Genomic DNA, 18,641 nt, shown 5'->3' on the forward strand with positions numbered 1-18,641 from the left:
AGCCCATAGCTTACCTTTTTCCTACGGGATTTGTTTCAGGTTTTAAAATTACGAAATAGAGAAGATCAGCGAGATAGAGATTGCATATCTCGTGTTCGAAAAGACCGAAATGCCTCTTAGCAGGCTGTTCAACCGTTATAATTGCGTCGTTTCGTTTACTGAATGAAATTTCGGTACAGGCAGTCGTACATCTCCATCAGAAAATCGTTGATAACATCCCCATGTGTAAAGCCGGTGTTGCATCCGTTCGTAATCACCACAATACCGAATTGCTCCTCGGGTTGAAAGTACATCGCGCTGTACAAACCATAGGCAACACCTTCGTGGCCCGTCATGGCTTTTCCCGGTATAAGGTAGTCGATGGTCCGTAGAGACATTCCATAGCCCGATTCCGGAGTCAAGACGGTCTGCATCGCGCGGCTACTCGCTTCTGATAGGATGCGCTTCCCGTTTGCCTTTCCGTGGCGCATGTGCATCGTCATCACCTTCGCAAGATCTTCTGCAGACATTTTCATACCACCCGTCGGCGAAAAAACAGGTGTGCTATAGCCCGGTTGGTAGTCCCTCAGCGCCTCGGCGCGCGAACGGTACGCTTCGGGCGAGGCTAGGAAACGTTTAGCTTCTCCATCATAGGCATACAGGGTAACAAATCGGTTGCTATCCAGGTCGTCTACATTATAGCCTCCGTACACGCCCAGCGGTTTCAGGATATGTCGATAGATGTATTGGTCAAAGCGTTCGCCCGCATATTTTTCCAGAATCGCGCCGGCTAGGTTAAAATTCAGATTACAATACTGATAGCCTCCATTGGGGGCGTACGCGTTGTATGCCTTGGTCCAATTCGGGTCTTTGTCCGGGTTGAGGGCGTCCAATGTAAAATAACCATTTTTATCACTGATGCTCGAACGATGGGAAAGGATCAGTCGCAAGGTAATCACCGAATCCGGAAAATTGGGATTGCGTACGCGGAAACCGATCAGATCGCTTACGTCATCGTCCAATGACAGTTTTCCGGCTTCGACGAGCTGCATGATTCCGGTAGTCACAAACGACTTGGAAATGGAAGCAATACGGAAAACATCGCCGTTTTCCAAGGGCTCTCCGGTCTCGACATTCTTCAAGCCAAACGAATGGCTATAGGTAAGGTCTTGTCCTTTCACGACAGCCACGGCAGCGCCGATGGCCTGGTAGCGGGCCATGATAGCTGCTATTTCTGTTTCCACAGATTGTTGGGCATTGGCCGCTGTTGTCACAAAAAGCAGGAGCGCTGAAAGCATTTGAGAAAAGTATCGTGTTTTCATCAGAAATAATTATTGATTTATTTGCCGTTTCAGCGGCATCAATGAGACCGCTTCGCTAAGTATGTTTTTTACTGGCAATTCATGCAGGTTCATGAACGTAAATTTACCTAATTCCGCCGTAATGGGTGCAATATAAATCTTTTATCCTTTCGTAAACCTTTGCAAAAGAAGTATTCGTGAATGCCATACAATTTTCTACTTTTGCAAAAATTTTTATAATTATAATGGCAACAACAAATAAGACATTCACCATGATTAAGCCCGATGCAGTGGGCAATGGCCACACCGGTGCCATCCTGAACGATATCATTGCGGGAGGGTTCAAAATTGTGGCGATGAAGTACATCCACCTTTCGAAGGAAACGGCCGGCGCATTTTATGCGGTACACAAAGAGCGTCCGTTTTACGGAGAGCTGGTCGGTTTCATGACGTCTGGTCCCATCGTGGCAGCGATCTTGGAAAAAAACAATGCGGTGGAAGATTTTCGCAAACTGATCGGTGCCACGGATCCAGCAAAAGCTGAAGCCGGAACCATCCGCAACAAATACGCAAAATCCATTGAGGCGAACGCCATTCATGGCTCCGATTCGGACGAAAATGCAGAAATCGAAGGCAACTTTTTCTTTTCGCAGTTCGAACGGTTTTAGTCGTTTCCGTGATGTGACACCTAACAAGCCAGCTGGCTTGTTAGGTATTCATACTTGCTTGAAAACCCTTCGTGCCAAATAGAAGTCTTCCTTTTCCGTCATTCGCACTTTATCTTCTTTTTTCTTATCGCCGTAACCGCATAAATGCAGGATGCCATGGATGATGACCCGGTGCAGCTCATCGGCCTCGGCCACATTGAATTTCGCTGCATTTTCGCGCACTCGGTCGATACTGACGAAGATATCGCCCGCGATAATGCTTTCCTGTTCGCTGCTGTCGAAAGTCACAATATCCGTATAGGTGTCGTGCTGAAGGTATTGCTTATTAATAGTCAATAAATACCCATCGCTGCATAAAACAATGTTGATTTCGCCGGTTTTGTAGCCTTCTGTGCTGACGGTCTCTTTTATCCACCTTCGCAGAGCGGTCTTGTGCTTGGGTTTATAATCGGTATCTTCCGAAAAAAAATGAATGGTGCGCATCGTTGAAGCCTTGTAGCCGGTAAAAGTAGGAAGTTATCGGTGAAAGTCGCGTCTCTCCAGATAAGATTGGAGGATGATCACAGCTGAAACACTGTCAATGAGTGACTTATCCTGTCGCTTCTTTTTTGTCATCCCACTTTGCGCAATGCTCGCTGAAGCGATTTTAGAGGTAAAACGCTCATCAATCGTTTCCACCGGAATAGCGGGAAATGCGCTGCGCAACGATCGTACAAACCCTTTAACATGCTGTGCAGATTCGGAATCCGACCCATCCAGCTGACGGGGCATTCCAACTACAAATACCTCCACCTCCTCCCGGGCAACGTAAGCTTTCACATAATCCTGAACGTCTCTGGCATGTACTGTCTCCAAAGCTGTAGCAATGAGCTGCAGGGGGTCGGTCACCGCCATTCCTACCCGCTTCGTGCCATAATCAAAAGCCATGATGCGCATCTCCGCAAAGATAGTCCTTATTATGACAAGCTAAGGCTCATTAATAAATAAACACTAAATATAAAATGGACGCAATAATAATGGCAATAACGATAGCCACCCAAATGGTGTTGCTTGCCGGCCGATCGTTCGGCTCTTTTATCGCCTCCGGCGAAGGCGCAGGGTCCTCCTGATGAGCTGTATAATTATCCTCCGCTTGAAGATTTCCTTCCCCGTCGGTTCGATGCCTATTCGTTTCCATAACGTGAAATCCTTGTTTTCTATAAATAATAACAAAATACACCTATTTTTGTTTCGCCTCAAATCGCAATCTCATTTCCCGAATCCAAATCTTTTCCTTATCATTGCACGGAAGATTATTCAGCCATGAGATTTATTGTTTCTACATCCATACTGTTAAAGCAATTGCAGGCCATCAGTGGTGCTTCAAGCAGCAGCACGGTACTCCCGATTTTAGAAAATTTCCTGTTCGAAATCAAGGACAACATACTGACTATTTCAGCAACCGACCTGCAAACCAGCATGGTTACCTCGCTTCCCATTGAAGCAAAAGAAGAAGGCCGTGTAGCGATGCCTTCCAAGATATTAATTGAGACACTGAAAACGTTGCCCGATCAGCCAGTGGCCTTCTCGGTAGATACAGCTACCCTGGCGGTAGAAATCAGTGCTGGCGACGGTAAATATAAACTCAGCGGCGAAAATGCCGATGACTTTCCGAAAATCCCGGTGGTGGACAATGCATCCTCCGTTGCGATACCGGCGTCTGTATTGGCTGAAGCCATCAACAAAACGATCTTTGCGGTGAGCAACGATGAATTGCGTCCCGCCATGTCGGGCGTCCTGGTACAGTTGGCAGAACAATCCACCACCTTCGTTGCCACAGACGCTCATAAACTGGTGCGCTACCGCCGGAAAGACATCGGAACCCAGAAGCCGACTTCGTTAATTTTACCCAAGAAAGCCCTGTCGTTGCTGAAATCGTCGTTGCCGACAGAGGACGTCAGCGTTTCTGTCGAATACAACAGCACCAATGCATTTTTCAAGTTCGGAAATATCCATTTGATTTGCCGCCTCATCGACGAGCGATACCCTGATTACGAGGCCGTTATCCCGCAGGTTAATCCCAATCGGCTGACGCTCGATCGCCATACGTTCCTCAATTCGCTACGGCGCGTCGTCATCTTCGCCAATAAGACGACCCATCAGGTCCGCCTTAAAATATCAGGCAGCGAGCTGAACATCTCGGCGGAAGATCTCGACTTCTCCAACGAAGCACATGAACGGCTGAGCTGTCAATTCGAAGGCGATGACATGGAAATCGGATTTAACGCCAAGTTCCTTGTAGAAATGCTGACCAACCTCAATAGCGATGAAGTAGTCATCGAAATGAGTACACCGAACCGCGCCGGATTGTTGGTTCCCGCGATTTCTGAAGAAAACGAGGATATTCTCATGTTAGTAATGCCGGTAATGTTAAATAATCTGGGTTAAGGTATTGGATCTGATTTCCACTCTGATTGATTTCATCCTGCACATCGACCAGCACCTGGTTGAGATTGTCAACGATTACCAGACCTGGACGTATCTCATCCTATTTCTGATTATCTTTATCGAAACCGGTGTAGTGGTAATGCCCTTTCTTCCGGGAGACTCGCTGCTATTCGCCGCCGGAATGCTGGCTGCCCAACCGAATGACTTGAATGTAGGGCTGATGATCGTTATTCTGTTAGTCGCTGCGATAACCGGCGATTCACTGAACTATGCCATCGGGAAACGGTTCGGTATGCGGGTTACCCGATTCAAGCTGTTTGGCAGGCAAATCGTGAGAGAGGAACAGATCGAAAAGACCCACGCTTTTTACGCAAAATATGGCAGTAAAACCATTGTGATTGCACGCTTCGTTCCAATCGTCAGAACACTCGCTCCTTTTGTGGGTGGAATAGGCAGAATGAATTACGGCACGTTTCTCACCTATAACGTCATAGGGGCTTTATTATGGGTCGTGGGCATCACCTTGGCGGGATATTTCCTGGGTAACATTCCTATTGTCAGGGACAACTTTTCTAAAGTGGTCCTGTTCATCATTGTCGTTTCCATTCTACCCATCATTTTTGAAGTGGCAAAAGAAAAATTCGGAAAATCTAACAGGAAACACGAATAGCGTCCACCAACAAAATTACTTTCCAAAAAATAATCTTCCATTTCGAAGCCGTTCCTTGGCACAAAAATTACTCATGCAACATTTTTCAGTGTTTCACGACTAACTAATAAAACACATACGTTTGCATACGTGCTGCCAACAATGAACGAAACGGAACTCGTCGCGCTTTGCCGCAAAGGCCATGAAGCGGGATTCACGGGATTATATAAAAAATATGCCCGGACAACCTATAACTCCATTTGCCGCATCGTTTCACATACGGCAGAAGCGGAGGATATTCTTCAAGAGTCGTTTTATCACGCCTTTAAGGATATACACCGCCTACAGCAGGTCCACAGTTTCGGCGCCTGGGTTAAGCGGATTGCGCTGAACCGCTCGATCACCCACCTCCGCAAGCGAAGCATCTCATTTTCAGATGCGGACTTGGTGGGTATTCCCGACGAAGCGCATTACGATGAAGAAGAGGACCGGTTGATGGATCGCAAGGTCGAAGAAATACGGCAAGCGATAGACCGGTTACCAACCGGATATAAAACCATACTGAGTCTCTATGTTTTTGAAGAGATGCGGCACGAAGAGATAGCAAGCCTATTGGGAATCTCCCATAGCACTGCGCGTACACAGTACCACCGCGCCAAGAAAAAAGTAATACAGTCGCTGGAAAAAAATACGTTATTATGAAGGATGACTTAAAAGATTTTGTAAACAAACACCGTGAGGAATTTGATCACCTCAGCCCTTCCGCGGATGTATTCAAACGCTTGCATATGCAGCTGAAGGCCGACGGGGGCCATACCGACAAAAACGAATCCGTTTTTAAACGCTTACCTTATCTACCATGGCTGGCAGCGGCCTCTTTACTGATTGCCACACTTAGTGCGTATTGGTTGCTCAACACCGACCGTCCGACCGCAGACCGGCTACTGGCTTCTAATAAGCCGCTTACCGGCGAACAGCATCAACCTACTGGCCACACACCGGCAAGCACGTCAACCAACCCGATCGAAACCGAAGCAGCAGCTCCCTTGTCGCCGCCCGTAAATGCGATAGCCAACGCTGGCAAAAACCCGCAGCGCCGAGCCAAGGCAGTGCCGACAGCGCCGCAAACACCTTCCTTTGCCACCCGACTTCGCGACAGTTCGTCTGCAAGCACCCGTCTGGCCGCTATCCTGGAAATCGAACAGAACCGTCAGTTAGACAACCGTTCACTAACCATGCTTGCGCAAACCCTGAATCGGGATGGCAATACAAATGTACGTCTAGCAGCGCTGGATGTATTGAGCCAGCATCTGGATCAACCGGATATTGTGGATGTATTCCAAAAATCACTGATGGAACAAGATGACCCGCTGGTGCAACTCGGAATCATTAAGATTGTCAGTCAGCTGGATGACGGAGCGATCGACCGGACATTGTTTTCGCTGGCCGAAGATCCCTACACCTTCCGCGCAGTCCGCGATGAAGCTTATGCCGTATTGCTGAAGAAAAACAAACTTTAGGCAATACCCGTATCAAATCGTACAACAAATGGTAAAACAGAAAACATAAAATCACATGAACAAGCAAATTCTCACCTTTGCACTGCTCACATTACTGAGTACCGCTGCATGGGCCCAACGCGATTACCGCATCAGCAAAACCAACGGCAAACTAATAATCAACCTTCAGGGTGCACGGATCGAGGGATACGACGGAAGCGAAATTATTTTCTCAAAAGCAGGAGCTGCAGAAAAAGAAGACGAGCGAGCGAAAGGCCTCCAAGTATTGAGCAGCACTGGACTCAAAGACAACACTGGGTTAGGGATAAGTGTCGTTGAAAAAGACGGAAACATCGAGGTTTTCGCGGTAGGAAACCAGAATGACAAGGAACTACTGCGCATCCGCGTTCCCCGGCAAATGGGTGTTATTTTCCACAACGACAACAGTTTTATGGCAGATTCACTCCTCATCAAAGGAATTAGGGGTGAAATCGAAGTATCCACAAGTTATAACAAAGTAAGGTTAGAAGGTAACAGTGGACCGATGAACGTCAAGTCCGTCTATAACGGCGTGGAAGCTGTTTTCAATCCGTCCATCACCGGCCCCATTTCCATTGTATCAGTCTATGGACACGTCGATGTATCCCTTCCTGCGGCAACCAAAGCCACTCTTTCTCTAAGCACTTCCTACGGTAAGTTATACGCAGCGGAAGCATTTGACGTAAAAATTCCCCCTAAATCAACGGCGGAAAAAAATGAGGTATCGACAACGGCGGCAATCACGGATTCAGCCGCAGAAACGATATTTCCCGAAATGCCTCCGATACCACCAACGCCTCCTGTATTTATCGGCAGCGTCTCCGAGCAGATCGAAGGATCAATTAACGGAGGAGGTATACACATTATCCTGAAGTCATCTTACGAGAATGTCTATCTGCGCACGTCATCGTAATTATCTCTACTTCATGGCATAGTTGAGCGACCGCGCGGGTGCGGTCGCTCAACTATACATTCAAAACGCAAACATGCAACCTTGCTCCTCTCCGCTTTTATTTGTTACCTTTGCACATGATTAAATCTATGACCGGCTATGGCATCGGTGCCAAGGACAATCAAAAGGTAAAATATACAGTCGAAATAAAATCCCTGAACTCCAAGTTTCTGGAATTGACGCTGCGGCTGCCCAAAGCGTTTTCTGATAAAGAATTAACCCTCCGCAGCGAATGCTCCCGGCTTATCGAGCGGGGTAAAGTAAATGTAACCGTTACCGTCGAGTACGTAGATCAGACGGCAGCCGCCGCTACCATTAATACAGAACTGCTCAAAAACTATTTCCGGCAGCTGGAGGTCGTGGCCAACGAGCTGAACACCGACCGGGGGAATCTCTTTGAGCTCGCCCTCAACATGCCCGAGGTCATCAGCCACAACGAAGAGGAGGCCGATGAAGAAGAAGCGGCCATGCTCTTGGGAGCCTTTCAGGAGGCCATAGCCGGACTCGATCGGTTTCGGAAGGATGAAGGCGCTGTGCTCAAACACGACCTCTCTACACGTACCCAGGATATCCTTCGCCTGCTGACGGAGGTGGAAGCAGTTGAGACCGACCGCATACCGCTCATTCGAGACCGGATTAGCCAATATATGGACGAAACCGTAGGCAAAGAGAACGTCGATATGAATCGGTTTGAACAGGAGCTGATTTTTTACATCGATAAGCTGGACATCACCGAGGAAAAGGTTCGCCTGCGCAGCCACTGCAACTATTTTCTCCAAGCGCTTGATGCAGCCGATGCCAACGGTAAGAAGCTTGGCTTTATCTCGCAGGAAATGGGACGCGAAATCAACACCCTTGGATCCAAAGCAAACCATGCAGGAATCCAACAGATCGTGGTCCGCATGAAAGAGGAACTCGAAAAAATCAAAGAACAACTGCTAAATGTCCTGTAACTCCATGGAAGGAAAACTCCTCATATTTTCTGCTCCTTCAGGTGCCGGCAAAACCACGATCGTGAAGCACCTGCTTTCCACACATCCCGATAAAATTTCGTTTTCCATTTCGGCGAGCACACGCACGCCCCGCGAAGGAGAAGAGAACGGAAAGGACTATTATTTTATCTCCAAAGAAGAGTTCTTACACCGCATTGCAAAAAAAGAATTTATCGAGTTTGAGGAAGTATACTCGGGTACATATTATGGGACACTTCGTTCGGAAGTAGAACGGATATGGGCCCTCGGAAAACACGTGATTTTCGATATCGACGTGGAAGGCGGTCTGCATTTAAAGCGCAAATTTGGCAATCAAGCGTTAGCCATATTTGTACAGCCCCCCTCCCTGGAAGTACTCATCCAACGCCTACGCGGTCGAGGCACTGATAGTGAAGAAAAATTAACTGAACGGATTCTAAAAGCTGAAAAGGAGCTTGGCTACGCCAACCGTTTTGATGTAATCCTCAAAAATGACGATCTTGATACGGCCTGCGCCAACGCGGAACGGCTGATGTTGGACTTTCTTTCGGTGGAATAAATAAGGTTTGCCATGCGAAAAGTTGGATTGTTTTTTGGTTCATTCAATCCCATACATACTGGGCACCTAATCATCGCCAACTACATGGCAAATTACACCGATCTGGATGAGGTGTGGCTGGTGGTGTCTCCCCACAATCCGTTAAAAAAGAAAGATTCCCTTATCAATATGTACGACCGGCTCGAAATGGTGAACTTAGCTATCGAGCGTGCCGAAAATATCCGAAGCAGCACCGTTGAATTTTCGCTGCCCCAACCTTCCTACACCATCGATACCCTTACACACCTACGGGAAAAATATCCGACGACCGACTTTGCGCTCATCATGGGATCGGACAACCTCCTTTCGCTGAAAAAGTGGAAGAATTACGAAATCATTCTGCGCGACTATCCTATTTTCGTGTACCCACGGCCGGACTACCCCATACCAGCCGAACTGGAAAACCTATCTTCCATAACAATCACGGATACCCCCTTTATGGAATTCTCTTCAACCTTTATCCGAAATGCCGTGAAAAACGGCAAGAATATCCGGTATTTTGTTCCCGACAGCGTAATGGTCTTCATTGAAAACAAAGGGCTGTATCGGTAGCTATCTTCCCATCCATCCCCCATCCACTGTCAGGATCGTACCGTGTACATAACTGGACGCCTCAGAGGCTAAAAACAACGCAGGTCCTTTAAAATCTTCCGGCTCGCCCCAACGTCCTGCGGGAATTCGTTCCAAAATCGACCGGCTCCGATCGGGATCAGCCCGTAAAGCTTCTGTATTGTCCGTGGAAATGTAGCCTGGTGCAATGGCATTCACGTTAACACCCTTCGATGCCCATTCATTGGCAAACGCCTTGGTTAGCTGTCCCACCGCTCCTTTGGAGGCAGCGTAGCCCGGTACATTGATGCCCCCCTGGAAAGTAAGCAACGAGGCCGTGAAAATGATCTTACCGCTTCCGCGGGCCACCATGTCCCTGCCGACCTCTCGCGTAAGAATAAACTGAGCGTTTTGGTTGATCTCGATCACGGTATCCCAATAGTTGTCGGGGTGCTCGGCCGCAGGCTTGCGCAGGATGGTTCCTGCATTGTTAAACAAGATATCGATGCGGGTGTGCTCCGCCTGAACCCGCTCAATAAATGCGTATAGTGCTTTTCTATCACCGAAATCGGCCTGATAAGCGTAAAATTTACGCCCCAGCCGTTCTACCGACGCTGCAACTGCACTTCCCTCGGTTTCCAACGATGCAGATACCCCAATGATGTCGGCGCCTGCTTCGGCTAGCGCCTCTGCAATAGCCTTTCCAATTCCTCTTTTGCACCCGGTCACCAGTGCAGTTTTACCCGTTAAATCAAATAAGTGTGATGTAATCATTACTGTTTACTAGTTTATTTCCACGTTTAGGGGCGATGCCACCCGTTCTTTAAATGTGTGCAGGTAGTCAAACCATGCCTCCGCCGAGGTGTAGGCTCCTGCTTTATTCCATGCCCCGCCTACGTAATATACCAAGGGCGTTCCGTTTGTTGTCTCTGCGAAAGCCAGGTATTGGTTGGATAGGTTACCGAACCCCGAAAAACTACCTTCTTCTAGAATAACCCCGATTCCGGTTATGCCGTGGTTACCAATCTCAGGCTCCCAATACCCAAAAATACCGTCCCGTTCCTCCTGCAAAAGGCTTCCGGGTTTCTCCCTGCGTGCCACGCCGATGGCTACCGGCAGTTCGCCGTCTCCGTCTATCGAATACGTTACCTCCACCCGGTTCAGTTGCGATCCTGCATCCAGGGTAAACTGTTTAGTGACAGACACCGTTTTCGTTCCTACCTGCCACGGTTCATACGTAAGTTTAAACGTACTGCGTAGCGGACCATTATCTACTATTTCATACTGACGATAGTGCTTGGAAAATACAACGGTATCGTTGGCAAACGGAGCTATGTCGCCTGCGCCCAGCGTCATCCCGACCGAATAATAATCCATTCCTTCTCCATGATCGGTATGATAATCGCCTTGGGCATACCATTTATCGACCACTAAATCCTTCGTCCTTTTCGACCAGATATCAAGCCCATGGGCATCGTCGGGTCGCCCTTCGAGTGCCTTGCCATACATCCGGAAAGCTACCACATCATTTTCCCAGGCAAAGTCGTCGTACCGTTCCGGCACATAGCGTGCATACGTACGTACAGTCGCCGGAGCCGGAGCCGATTTTTCCACAGCAAGCGTTACACTTCCCGAGGCGGGCACAGTTACTTCCAACAAGATATTCTGTGTTCCGGACATTCCCTTGGTTTCCCGTTGGTAGGGAATTTCCACACCACTTGATGCATCTACAATGGTAACTATACTGTCGGTCCCGAAGGCGTCCGACCATTCGGTGTACGGAATGGCTACCAGTTCATGCCGCTCCTGATCCATCGGATTGCGAATCACGATCCGGTGATCCCGTTGACCAGGCCCACATGCTGCTAACAAGGTACACACCACAAGCAAACAGCCCAGATTAGTTGTTCTTTGCATTATTTCAGCTCATTAATTGCACGTTTGTCCATATCGTCGTAATCGAGGTTTTCGCCCGCCATTCCCCAAATAAAGGTATAATTGCTGGTGCCCGCTCCGGCATGGATGGACCAAGGGGGAGAAATCACTGCTTGTTCGTTTTGCATCCAGATATGGCGCGTTTCCTCCGGCTGTCCCATGAAGTGGCTTACCGACTGGCCATCAGGCACTTCAAAATAGAAATAAACTTCCATGCGTCGATCATGGGTATGTGCTGGCATGGTATTCCATACGCTGCCTGTCTTTAACTCTGTCATCCCCATCTGCAACTGGCAGGTTTTGATGACACTGTTGACCAGCAACTTATTGATGGTCCGGTGATTGGCGGTTTCCAGGCTTCCCAATTCCACAATTTCTGCTTCGGCCTTCGTAACTTTCTGAGTTGGGTAAGCATGGTGTGCCGGCGCTGAATTCAGGTAAAACTTAGCCGGATTTCCGGCATCGATACTGGAAAACACCACCTCTTGACGGCCTTTTCCTACATACAGCGCTTCTTTGAAGCCCAGTTCGTGTACCTCGCCGTCAACGGAAACCTTTCCTGCGCCGCCTACGTTGATAATACCCAACTCACGCCGTTCCAAAAAGTACGGCGCTTTCAATTCGTCGATTGTTTCCAGTGTAAGCGGTTTACGCACCGGTTTCGCACCGCCAGCAATGTAGCGGTCATAATGGGTGTATACCAACTGAATGGCATCGTCGATAAAAACCTTTTCTATCAAAAATTTCTTCCGCAACGCCATTGTATCCAGTGTCTTGGTTTCATCGGGTCCTATCGCATAGCGCGATTCGTAATTTACGCTCATAGTTCTTGCTATTCGTATTCTTTAATTGGATTTTGTGCTAATTTAAACACATTATTTCAGCTATGCAAACGTTTACGCTTTATGCAAAATCTTTTCGACAGTTAAATGAGCTTCACTTCCTCCTCCTCAACCAAAGATACATTTTGCCCTATTTTCCGTATATTTGCGTTGTGTTTGGCACAGATATGGTGGGAAATGAGCGAAAAATTGGATTTAAGCTGCTTGAACTTATCCGGATTATCTACAACGGGGCATCTTGTAATCTGTTGGTTTCTACGGTTTTCAGGCGATCGGGTCAAATTGTTGAAAACTTATGTTGACAATATCATCCTATAAACTCTATTTTGTTATCAGAAATGTGGCTGTGAGAAGGTGAAAGCCTAAGTGTTAGTTCTTAAAATTAGGAGTATAGATGGAAGACGATTTCGAATATGGGCCAGCCGAAGATCCTAAATTCTCGGTAGCACGTTACGAAGAAATGATTCGCAATAAGGATCAGTACTTTTTTGATACACAGGCTTTTGAAGGGATTATTGACTACTATATGGATAAAAACGATCCGATCAAAGCCCTACAGGTAGTTGATTATGCCGTAAGCCAGCACCCGTTTGCCGCAGTTTTTTACCTCAAACAGGCCCAATTATTTGCCGTGACCAATCAATTCGCACGGGCACTCGAGTCATTGGACAAAGCGGAGACATTGGAACCCTCGGAAGGTGACATCTACCTCATCAAAGGAGGAATCCTAGGCAATTTAGAGCGTTATGACGAAGCGTTCGGCAGCCTGAACAAGGCATTGGAATTGGCGGAAAACCCAGACGATATTTACTTGCAGATCGCCTTACTTTACCAAAACAAGGGAGACTACGAAAAAGCCATCCATTACTTAAAACGCTGTCTGGAGCAAAATATGGAAAATCAAGATGCACTCTACGAGCTGGCATTTTGTTACGATGTGCTGGACCGGCAGGAGGAAAGCATTGGATTCTATAAACAATATATCGACAACGATCCCTATTCATACGCGGGCTGGTACAACCTTGGAAACGCCTACCATAAATTAAATCGGTATGAAGAAGCGATCGACGCCTATGATTATGCAATCCTGATTAAAGATAATTTTGCTTCCGCATACTTTAATAAAGGAAATGCCTTGGTCAATCTCGATAAATACATGGAAGCGATCGGAGTATACAAACAAACGTTTGAATACGAACCCCCGGGGGCGGAAACGTATTGCGCCATTGGTGAGTGCTATGAGAAGCTGGAGCAAATGGACGAGGCCAGATCCTATTATAAAAAGGCGGTCAAAATCGATGCAAATCTGGCCGACGCTTGGTTTGGTATCGGTGTAACGCTGGATTACGAAGAACGCTATTTCGAATCGTTGCACTTTTATAAAAAGGCACTCGATATCGAACCGGAAAATCCCGATTATTGGTTTGCCATCGCGGATGCCCGCTATAAATTAAAACAACTGGATGAAGCCGAAGCCGCATATGAAAAGGTCGTTGAACTTAACCCCATTGACCTCGAAGCATGGCTGGATTATTCATCTATCCTGTATGAACGCAATAAATTGGACCGCGCCATAGAAACTATTGCCGAAGCAATCAAGAATAATCCGGACGGGGCCGAACTGTATTACCGGATGGTCGCGTACCTGATTGCCGCAGGCAGGTATAACGAAGCCCTGAATTACCTGGAGCTCGGACTTGCTGCCAATCCAAAAAAACACGCCGTGTTATTTGAATACTTGCCCCAATTGCAGGATAATAAGGCTATCGCAGAGGTAATTAAGAAATATATGCCCTGATTTGCATCACCAAAAATGGGTTTTTCAGAGTTTTTTCAGGATTTTTCCCCTCCTTTGTCCGTAAATATCCGACATAGCCGCTAGTAACTTTGTATGTACATGAACTTTCAATTGAATAATATTCCCCAAAGAACGGAAAAACCAAGAGAAAACGGACTGACCATGGTCATGGACAAAGGGTTCAGTGTGCGTCAGGCTGCCGATTTCATGGAAGTCGGAGCGGCGTATACCGATTTCGTAAAGCTGGGCTGGACCACCGCGCTTATTGTGCCGAAACTGGAAGAAAAGCTGGCTGTTTACCGCGAAGCGGGTGCACACCCCTACTTCGGCGGCACCTTGTTCGAAGCCTTTGTAGTACGGGATCAATTTGACGACTTCCTGCGGGTTATTGAAAAATACCGCCTGGAATATGCCGAAATATCCGACGGCTCCATCGCACTGCCACACGAAGAAAAATGCGAGTACATCGCCAAACTGGCACAACACGTCACTGTAATTTCCGAAGTGGGATCCAAAGACAATACCAAGATCATGGCTCCGTATAAGTGGATTTCCCTAATGAAAGCCGAGCTGGAAGCCGGTTCATGGCGACTGATCGCCGAATCCCGGGAGAGTGGAAATGTAGGATTGTATCGCGAGTCGGGCGAAGTCCGCCAGGGGTTGGTTGACGAAATCCTTAACGAAATTCCCAACGAGAAAATCATCTGGGAGGCTCCGCTCAAATCCCAACAGGTATACTTTATCCACCTAATTGGCGCGAACGTCAACCTCGGCAACATTAATCCCGCGGAAATCATTGCACTGGAAACCACCCGCATGGGATTACGGGGCGACACCTTTCATTATTTTATTTGACGATGACCAAATTCGGGCTGATCGGCTTTCCGCTGACACACTCTTTCTCTAAAAAGTACTACGATGCCAAGATGGAAAGGGAGCAGCTAACGGGTATAGATTACCAACTCTATGCCATCCCTGAAATCGGTGAATTTCCCGTTTTGCTGACCAATCAGCCCCTGCTAATGGGCGTGAATGTAACCATTCCCTATAAAGTGGCCGTAATGGATTACCTGGACCACCTATCTCCGGAAGCTTCAGCGATCGGTGCTGTCAACTGCATCCGCATAGAACGACCGAATGGGCGCCCCATACTCACCGGATACAATACCGATGTATACGGTTTCGTGGAGTCCCTGAAACCGTTTCTCCGACCGGAACACCAACGGGCGTTGGTATTGGGCAACGGTGGGGCAGCCAAAGCCGTAACCTATGCACTCAGCCAATTGGGGATCGGATATACCATCGTATCCCGGTCGGCTAAAGCCGGACAGTATTCGTATGAGCAATTGGACCCCGCCCTGATAGCCGACCACCTGCTCATCATCAATACCACTCCCCTGGGCACGTATCCCGCCGTTACGGGATGTCCCGATATTCCCTACGAATGTATCGGAAACAGGCACCTGCTGTATGATCTAGTTTATAATCCCGAAGAAACCGAGTTTCTCCGTCGGGGAAAAGCTAACGGGGCGACGATCAAAAATGGCCTCGAAATGCTGGAGCTCCAAGCCGAGCGAAATTGGGAAATCTGGACCATCGGCTTATGATCGGAAAACAAATCGCACGTTTGTTTGTCATGGGCTTCGCTGCCCTCGCTGTGGGAGCATGCATGCCCCAATATTCACCCAAACCACGCGGCTATTTTCGTATCGAATTTCCCGAAAAAACCTATCAGACTTTTGCTCCGGGGTGCCCGTTTACTACCCGCATCCCCACCTATGCGAAGATGGAACCAGACCGATCTGCAGACGCCAGACCCTGCTGGATGGACCTTTGGTTTCCACAGTTCAATGCTCGGATACACCTCAGCTACATGCCCGTCACCAGCCCGGATAACTTTAACCAATTGGTGGAAGATGCCCGGACGTTCGCATTCAACCACACCGTTAAAGCTACTGCAATCGACCAGCAGCGCATCAGCCGACCAAATGCCCAAGTTTATGGCCTAAACTATGAGATCAAAGGAAACACTGCATCCAACATTCAGTTTTTCCTTACTGACAGCACTCATCATTACCTTCGCGGGGCACTGTATTTCCACGAAAAACCCCGCCTTGATTCCATCCGGCCCGTATTGGATTTCATAAAAACCGATATTGATACATTGATCCAATCGTTGCGATGGAAGTAAGGCCTATTTCAGCGTAAGAGACTTGAACTCACGGGTCAGATCTTCCAGTGACCGTTCTACACCCATCCGCTCCAAGGAAGAGGCACCGACAAAACCTTGGGCATCCGTGCGGTCCAGTATCTGACGGACATCCTCCGGTGCCATGATGGGGCCTCCATGGGCCAGGAAAAAAATAGCCGGATTGACTTCACGACCCGCATCGATGATTTCCTCCGTACGGTCAACTGCCTCATCCATGCTGCAGGTAGCCCCGGTCACGCCAATGGATCCTCCGATTGTCGTACCCACGTGCGAGATGATCGCATCGGCCCCCGCATGGGCCATCTGACGTGCTTCCGCTGCGGTAGCCACATAAACGATCGAAAATAAATCCATCTTCGTGGCCAGTTCCACCATTTCCACTTCCTTATGGAAGCCCATACCCGTCTCTTCCAATACCTGCCTGAAATGGCCGTCAATGATGCTGTGTGTCGGGAAATTATTCACCCCCGAAAATCCCATATCTTTTACTTTCAGCAGGTGGTGCCACATTCTTCGCCGCGGATCCGAACCATGCACGCCGCATATAACAGGAATCTCGTCGACCACCGGAAGCACCTCGTATTCGCCGATATCCAACGCTTCGGCGTTTGCATCGCCGTAGGCCATCAGCCCGGCGGTGGAACCGTGGCCCGCCATCCGAAAACGCCCCGAATTGTAGATGATGATGAGGTCTGCACCCCCGCGCTCGATGAACTTTGCGCTAATGCCTGTGCCTGCGCCTGCCGCTATGATTGCCCTTCGTTCGTCGACCGTCCTTTGCAATCGCTCCCGCACTTCCTGCTTGGTGTAAGGGTTACCCCTGCCTGTCCATTTGTTTGCCATAGTTGTCTTTCTTCTTAATCCTTCTTTTTTATCGTCGCACTTTTTTATCGCTAGACATTCTTTCCTTTCTTCTTGGCCCCCTCGCATTCCGCCAGCAAACTTACCAACACCTCCACGGCAAGGGCCGCGAACCCCCGGTCGTTGATGTGCAACGGGGTTTCCACCACTTCCACCCCGCTGGAAAGCCCAGACCGCATCGAATCAACCAACGCCGCATGTATTTCCGGAGCGTAGAAAGGCCCACCAGGGGCATCCAGTTGTGACAAGCCGCCCATAGGAAGCAGCACAACGGCCGTGCCGCCAGGTGCAGTGCCCACTTTTTCGGCCAACTGGGCTCCAAGTATACGGTTTTCCTCCGCATTTGTACGCATCAGCGTAACGTCCGGCGACCAACTGTATAGTTGCCTACTGCGGTAGTGCTGTGGGACGCTGTCCAATGCCCAAAAGTTGACCATATCGAGGCATCCTGGAACAACGACCTGCGGAATGCCCCGCTCAGCGGCCGCCGTCAGTCGGTTCGGACCGGCATTGCACACCCCGCCGCAAAGCTCGTCGGCGAGTTCTGTCGTTGTGATGTCTAGAACTCCATCGAAATACCCGCCCGCAATGAGCGATTCCATCGCGCGCCCTCCTGCACCATTAGCATGGAAGGGGATCACTTCGTAGCCTCTTTCCCGGAGCAATGTGCTGCATTCATCGACGCAGGCCGTCGTGTTGCCGAACATGCTGATCGCTATGCGGCCATGGGTGACAAGTGGAGCCTCTTCCGCCGCAGCACGCCAGGCAGCCATGCCGTTGATGGCGGAAGCCGCGTAACCGATGGTGACCCTGCTAATGCCGTTTAGTCCGGCAATGTCAACAACCGAAGGCACCAGTACAATGTCCGAACTGCCTACCTGCCGTGAAAGATCATGCGTCGCCAACGTACTTACGCACACCTTCGGTATGCCAAAGGGGACGGCCTGCATCGCTTTGAGCACAATATGCGTTCCACCACCGCCGCCCATGCCGATGACGCCGGCCACGGATCCCTCCTCCACCAAGCCCTTCAGTATAACCGCTGCGCCTAAGCCCATCTCCTCCACGGCCACACCGCGATCGCCCCGCGACCTCAGATCAGCGAGCGAGCGGCCCGCAGCAGCGGCAACGTGCTCAGCCGCTACATCGACATGAAAAAGGTCGGTGGAACCCCTGATCCCGGCATTGATGGTATACACGCTGTTCCTGTCTCTTAAAAGGAGATTCCGAAGGTAAGCAAAGTCTTCGCCCTTGGTATCAAAGCAGCCAAGCACAACAATGGTTTTTTTAGGTACTTCCCTAGCTTTCATCATCCGGAGACTTTACTGTTTTCAAGAAGAGGCACGGTGCAATTTGTTTAC

Annotated in this window: 22 protein-coding genes; 13 read left to right on the forward strand and 9 right to left on the reverse strand. The window is 48.9% G+C overall.

Annotated elements, in window-relative coordinates; translation table 11 throughout:
* Positions 1-155 precede the first annotated feature (155 nt).
* Positions 156-1,301, reverse strand: a complete 1,146-nt coding sequence (locus BMZ56_RS11520) for a serine hydrolase domain-containing protein (RefSeq protein WP_218146547.1) — start codon at positions 1,299-1,301, stop codon at positions 156-158.
* 224 nt (positions 1,302-1,525) lie between these two features.
* On the opposite strand from BMZ56_RS11520, the gene BMZ56_RS11525 reads away from it, so the two are divergent.
* Positions 1,526-1,948: a nucleoside-diphosphate kinase gene (locus tag BMZ56_RS11525; RefSeq protein ID WP_090626747.1), complete on the forward strand. Its 423-nt coding sequence runs from the start codon at positions 1,526-1,528 to the stop codon at positions 1,946-1,948.
* 48 nt (positions 1,949-1,996) lie between these two features.
* On the opposite strand, the gene ybeY is transcribed toward BMZ56_RS11525, so the two are convergent.
* Genes ybeY through BMZ56_RS11540 form a run of 3 tightly spaced genes read right to left on the reverse strand, consistent with a single transcriptional unit; the run spans position 1,997 to position 3,125 of the window.
* A complete protein-coding gene (gene ybeY, locus BMZ56_RS11530; protein WP_090626748.1) occupies positions 1,997-2,431 on the reverse strand; it encodes an rRNA maturation RNase YbeY in 435 nt (144 codons plus the stop codon).
* Between the two features lie 33 nt (positions 2,432-2,464).
* The gene (gene ruvX / locus BMZ56_RS11535) at positions 2,465-2,884 is read right to left on the reverse strand and encodes a Holliday junction resolvase RuvX (protein ID WP_090626749.1); all 420 of its coding nucleotides are present in this window, start codon (positions 2,882-2,884) and stop codon (positions 2,465-2,467) included.
* A gap of 40 nt (positions 2,885-2,924) precedes the next feature.
* Positions 2,925-3,125 carry a hypothetical protein gene (locus BMZ56_RS11540; RefSeq protein ID WP_090626750.1) on the reverse strand — a complete coding sequence of 67 codons (201 nt, stop codon included), beginning with the start codon at positions 3,123-3,125 and terminating at the stop codon, positions 2,925-2,927.
* Between the two features lie 125 nt (positions 3,126-3,250).
* Between BMZ56_RS11540 and dnaN the strand changes: the two genes are divergently transcribed.
* From dnaN to nadD, 8 genes are all read left to right on the forward strand, one after another.
* Positions 3,251-4,375: a DNA polymerase III subunit beta gene (dnaN, locus tag BMZ56_RS11545; protein ID WP_090626751.1), complete on the forward strand. Its 1,125-nt coding sequence runs from the start codon at positions 3,251-3,253 to the stop codon at positions 4,373-4,375.
* Positions 4,376-4,379: 4 nt separating this feature from the next.
* Positions 4,380-5,045, forward strand: a complete 666-nt coding sequence (locus tag BMZ56_RS11550) for a DedA family protein (protein WP_177195134.1) — start codon at positions 4,380-4,382, stop codon at positions 5,043-5,045.
* 141 nt (positions 5,046-5,186) lie between these two features.
* The gene (locus BMZ56_RS11555; protein WP_090626752.1) at positions 5,187-5,726 is read left to right on the forward strand and encodes an RNA polymerase sigma factor; all 540 of its coding nucleotides are present in this window, start codon (positions 5,187-5,189) and stop codon (positions 5,724-5,726) included.
* Positions 5,723-6,544 carry a HEAT repeat domain-containing protein gene (locus tag BMZ56_RS11560; RefSeq protein WP_090626753.1) on the forward strand — a complete coding sequence of 274 codons (822 nt, stop codon included), beginning with the start codon at positions 5,723-5,725 and terminating at the stop codon, positions 6,542-6,544. Before BMZ56_RS11555 ends, BMZ56_RS11560 begins: the two co-directional genes overlap by 4 nt.
* A gap of 55 nt (positions 6,545-6,599) precedes the next feature.
* Positions 6,600-7,475 carry a DUF4097 family beta strand repeat-containing protein gene (locus BMZ56_RS11565; RefSeq protein ID WP_090626754.1) on the forward strand — a complete coding sequence of 292 codons (876 nt, stop codon included), beginning with the start codon at positions 6,600-6,602 and terminating at the stop codon, positions 7,473-7,475.
* Between the two features lie 116 nt (positions 7,476-7,591).
* Positions 7,592-8,467 (forward strand): YicC/YloC family endoribonuclease, encoded by an 876-nt coding sequence (locus tag BMZ56_RS11570; protein WP_090626755.1) that lies wholly within the window; start codon positions 7,592-7,594, stop codon positions 8,465-8,467.
* A gap of 4 nt (positions 8,468-8,471) precedes the next feature.
* Positions 8,472-9,044, forward strand: coding sequence for a guanylate kinase (gmk, locus tag BMZ56_RS11575; RefSeq protein WP_090626756.1), 573 nt, complete (start codon positions 8,472-8,474; stop codon positions 9,042-9,044).
* Positions 9,045-9,056: 12 nt separating this feature from the next.
* Positions 9,057-9,635 (forward strand): nicotinate (nicotinamide) nucleotide adenylyltransferase, encoded by a 579-nt coding sequence (gene nadD / locus BMZ56_RS11580; protein ID WP_090626757.1) that lies wholly within the window; start codon positions 9,057-9,059, stop codon positions 9,633-9,635.
* Here the strand turns inward: nadD and BMZ56_RS11585 are convergent, their stop codons facing one another.
* Genes BMZ56_RS11585 through kduI form a run of 3 tightly spaced genes read right to left on the reverse strand, consistent with a single transcriptional unit; the run spans position 9,636 to position 12,391 of the window.
* Complete coding sequence (locus BMZ56_RS11585; RefSeq protein ID WP_090626758.1) at positions 9,636-10,406, reverse strand: SDR family oxidoreductase; 771 nt, start codon at positions 10,404-10,406, stop codon at positions 9,636-9,638.
* A gap of 9 nt (positions 10,407-10,415) precedes the next feature.
* Complete coding sequence (locus tag BMZ56_RS11590; protein WP_090626759.1) at positions 10,416-11,549, reverse strand: BT3233 family polysaccharide utilization protein; 1,134 nt, start codon at positions 11,547-11,549, stop codon at positions 10,416-10,418.
* A complete protein-coding gene (kduI, locus tag BMZ56_RS11595; protein ID WP_090626760.1) occupies positions 11,549-12,391 on the reverse strand; it encodes a 5-dehydro-4-deoxy-D-glucuronate isomerase in 843 nt (280 codons plus the stop codon). The genes BMZ56_RS11590 and kduI overlap by 1 nt, the downstream gene beginning before the upstream one ends.
* Positions 12,392-12,803: 412 nt before the next feature.
* Between kduI and BMZ56_RS11605 the strand changes: the two genes are divergently transcribed.
* From BMZ56_RS11605 to gldD, 4 genes are all read left to right on the forward strand, one after another.
* A complete protein-coding gene (locus BMZ56_RS11605; RefSeq protein ID WP_090626762.1) occupies positions 12,804-14,207 on the forward strand; it encodes a tetratricopeptide repeat protein in 1,404 nt (467 codons plus the stop codon).
* A gap of 99 nt (positions 14,208-14,306) precedes the next feature.
* Positions 14,307-15,062 carry a phosphosulfolactate synthase gene (locus tag BMZ56_RS11610; RefSeq protein WP_090626763.1) on the forward strand — a complete coding sequence of 252 codons (756 nt, stop codon included), beginning with the start codon at positions 14,307-14,309 and terminating at the stop codon, positions 15,060-15,062.
* A 2-nt stretch (positions 15,063-15,064) separates the two neighbouring features.
* Entirely contained in the window at positions 15,065-15,814 is a 750-nt protein-coding gene (locus BMZ56_RS11615) for a shikimate dehydrogenase family protein (RefSeq protein WP_090626764.1), read from the forward strand.
* On the forward strand, positions 15,811-16,398 hold the full coding sequence (gene gldD, locus BMZ56_RS11620) for a gliding motility lipoprotein GldD (RefSeq protein ID WP_090626765.1): 588 nt from the start codon (positions 15,811-15,813) through the stop codon (positions 16,396-16,398). Before BMZ56_RS11615 ends, gldD begins: the two co-directional genes overlap by 4 nt.
* Positions 16,399-16,401: 3 nt before the next feature.
* On the opposite strand, the gene BMZ56_RS11625 is transcribed toward gldD, so the two are convergent.
* Positions 16,402-17,262 carry a phosphoenolpyruvate hydrolase family protein gene (locus BMZ56_RS11625; protein WP_090626766.1) on the reverse strand — a complete coding sequence of 287 codons (861 nt, stop codon included), beginning with the start codon at positions 17,260-17,262 and terminating at the stop codon, positions 16,402-16,404.
* Positions 17,263-17,312: 50 nt separating this feature from the next.
* Entirely contained in the window at positions 17,313-18,593 is a 1,281-nt protein-coding gene (locus BMZ56_RS11630; protein WP_218146548.1) for a Tm-1-like ATP-binding domain-containing protein, read from the reverse strand.
* Positions 18,594-18,641: the final 48 nt, after the last annotated feature.

Origin of the sequence: Parapedobacter indicus (assembly GCF_900113765.1) — a bacterium.
GTDB classification, from domain to species: domain Bacteria; phylum Bacteroidota; class Bacteroidia; order Sphingobacteriales; family Sphingobacteriaceae; genus Parapedobacter; species Parapedobacter indicus.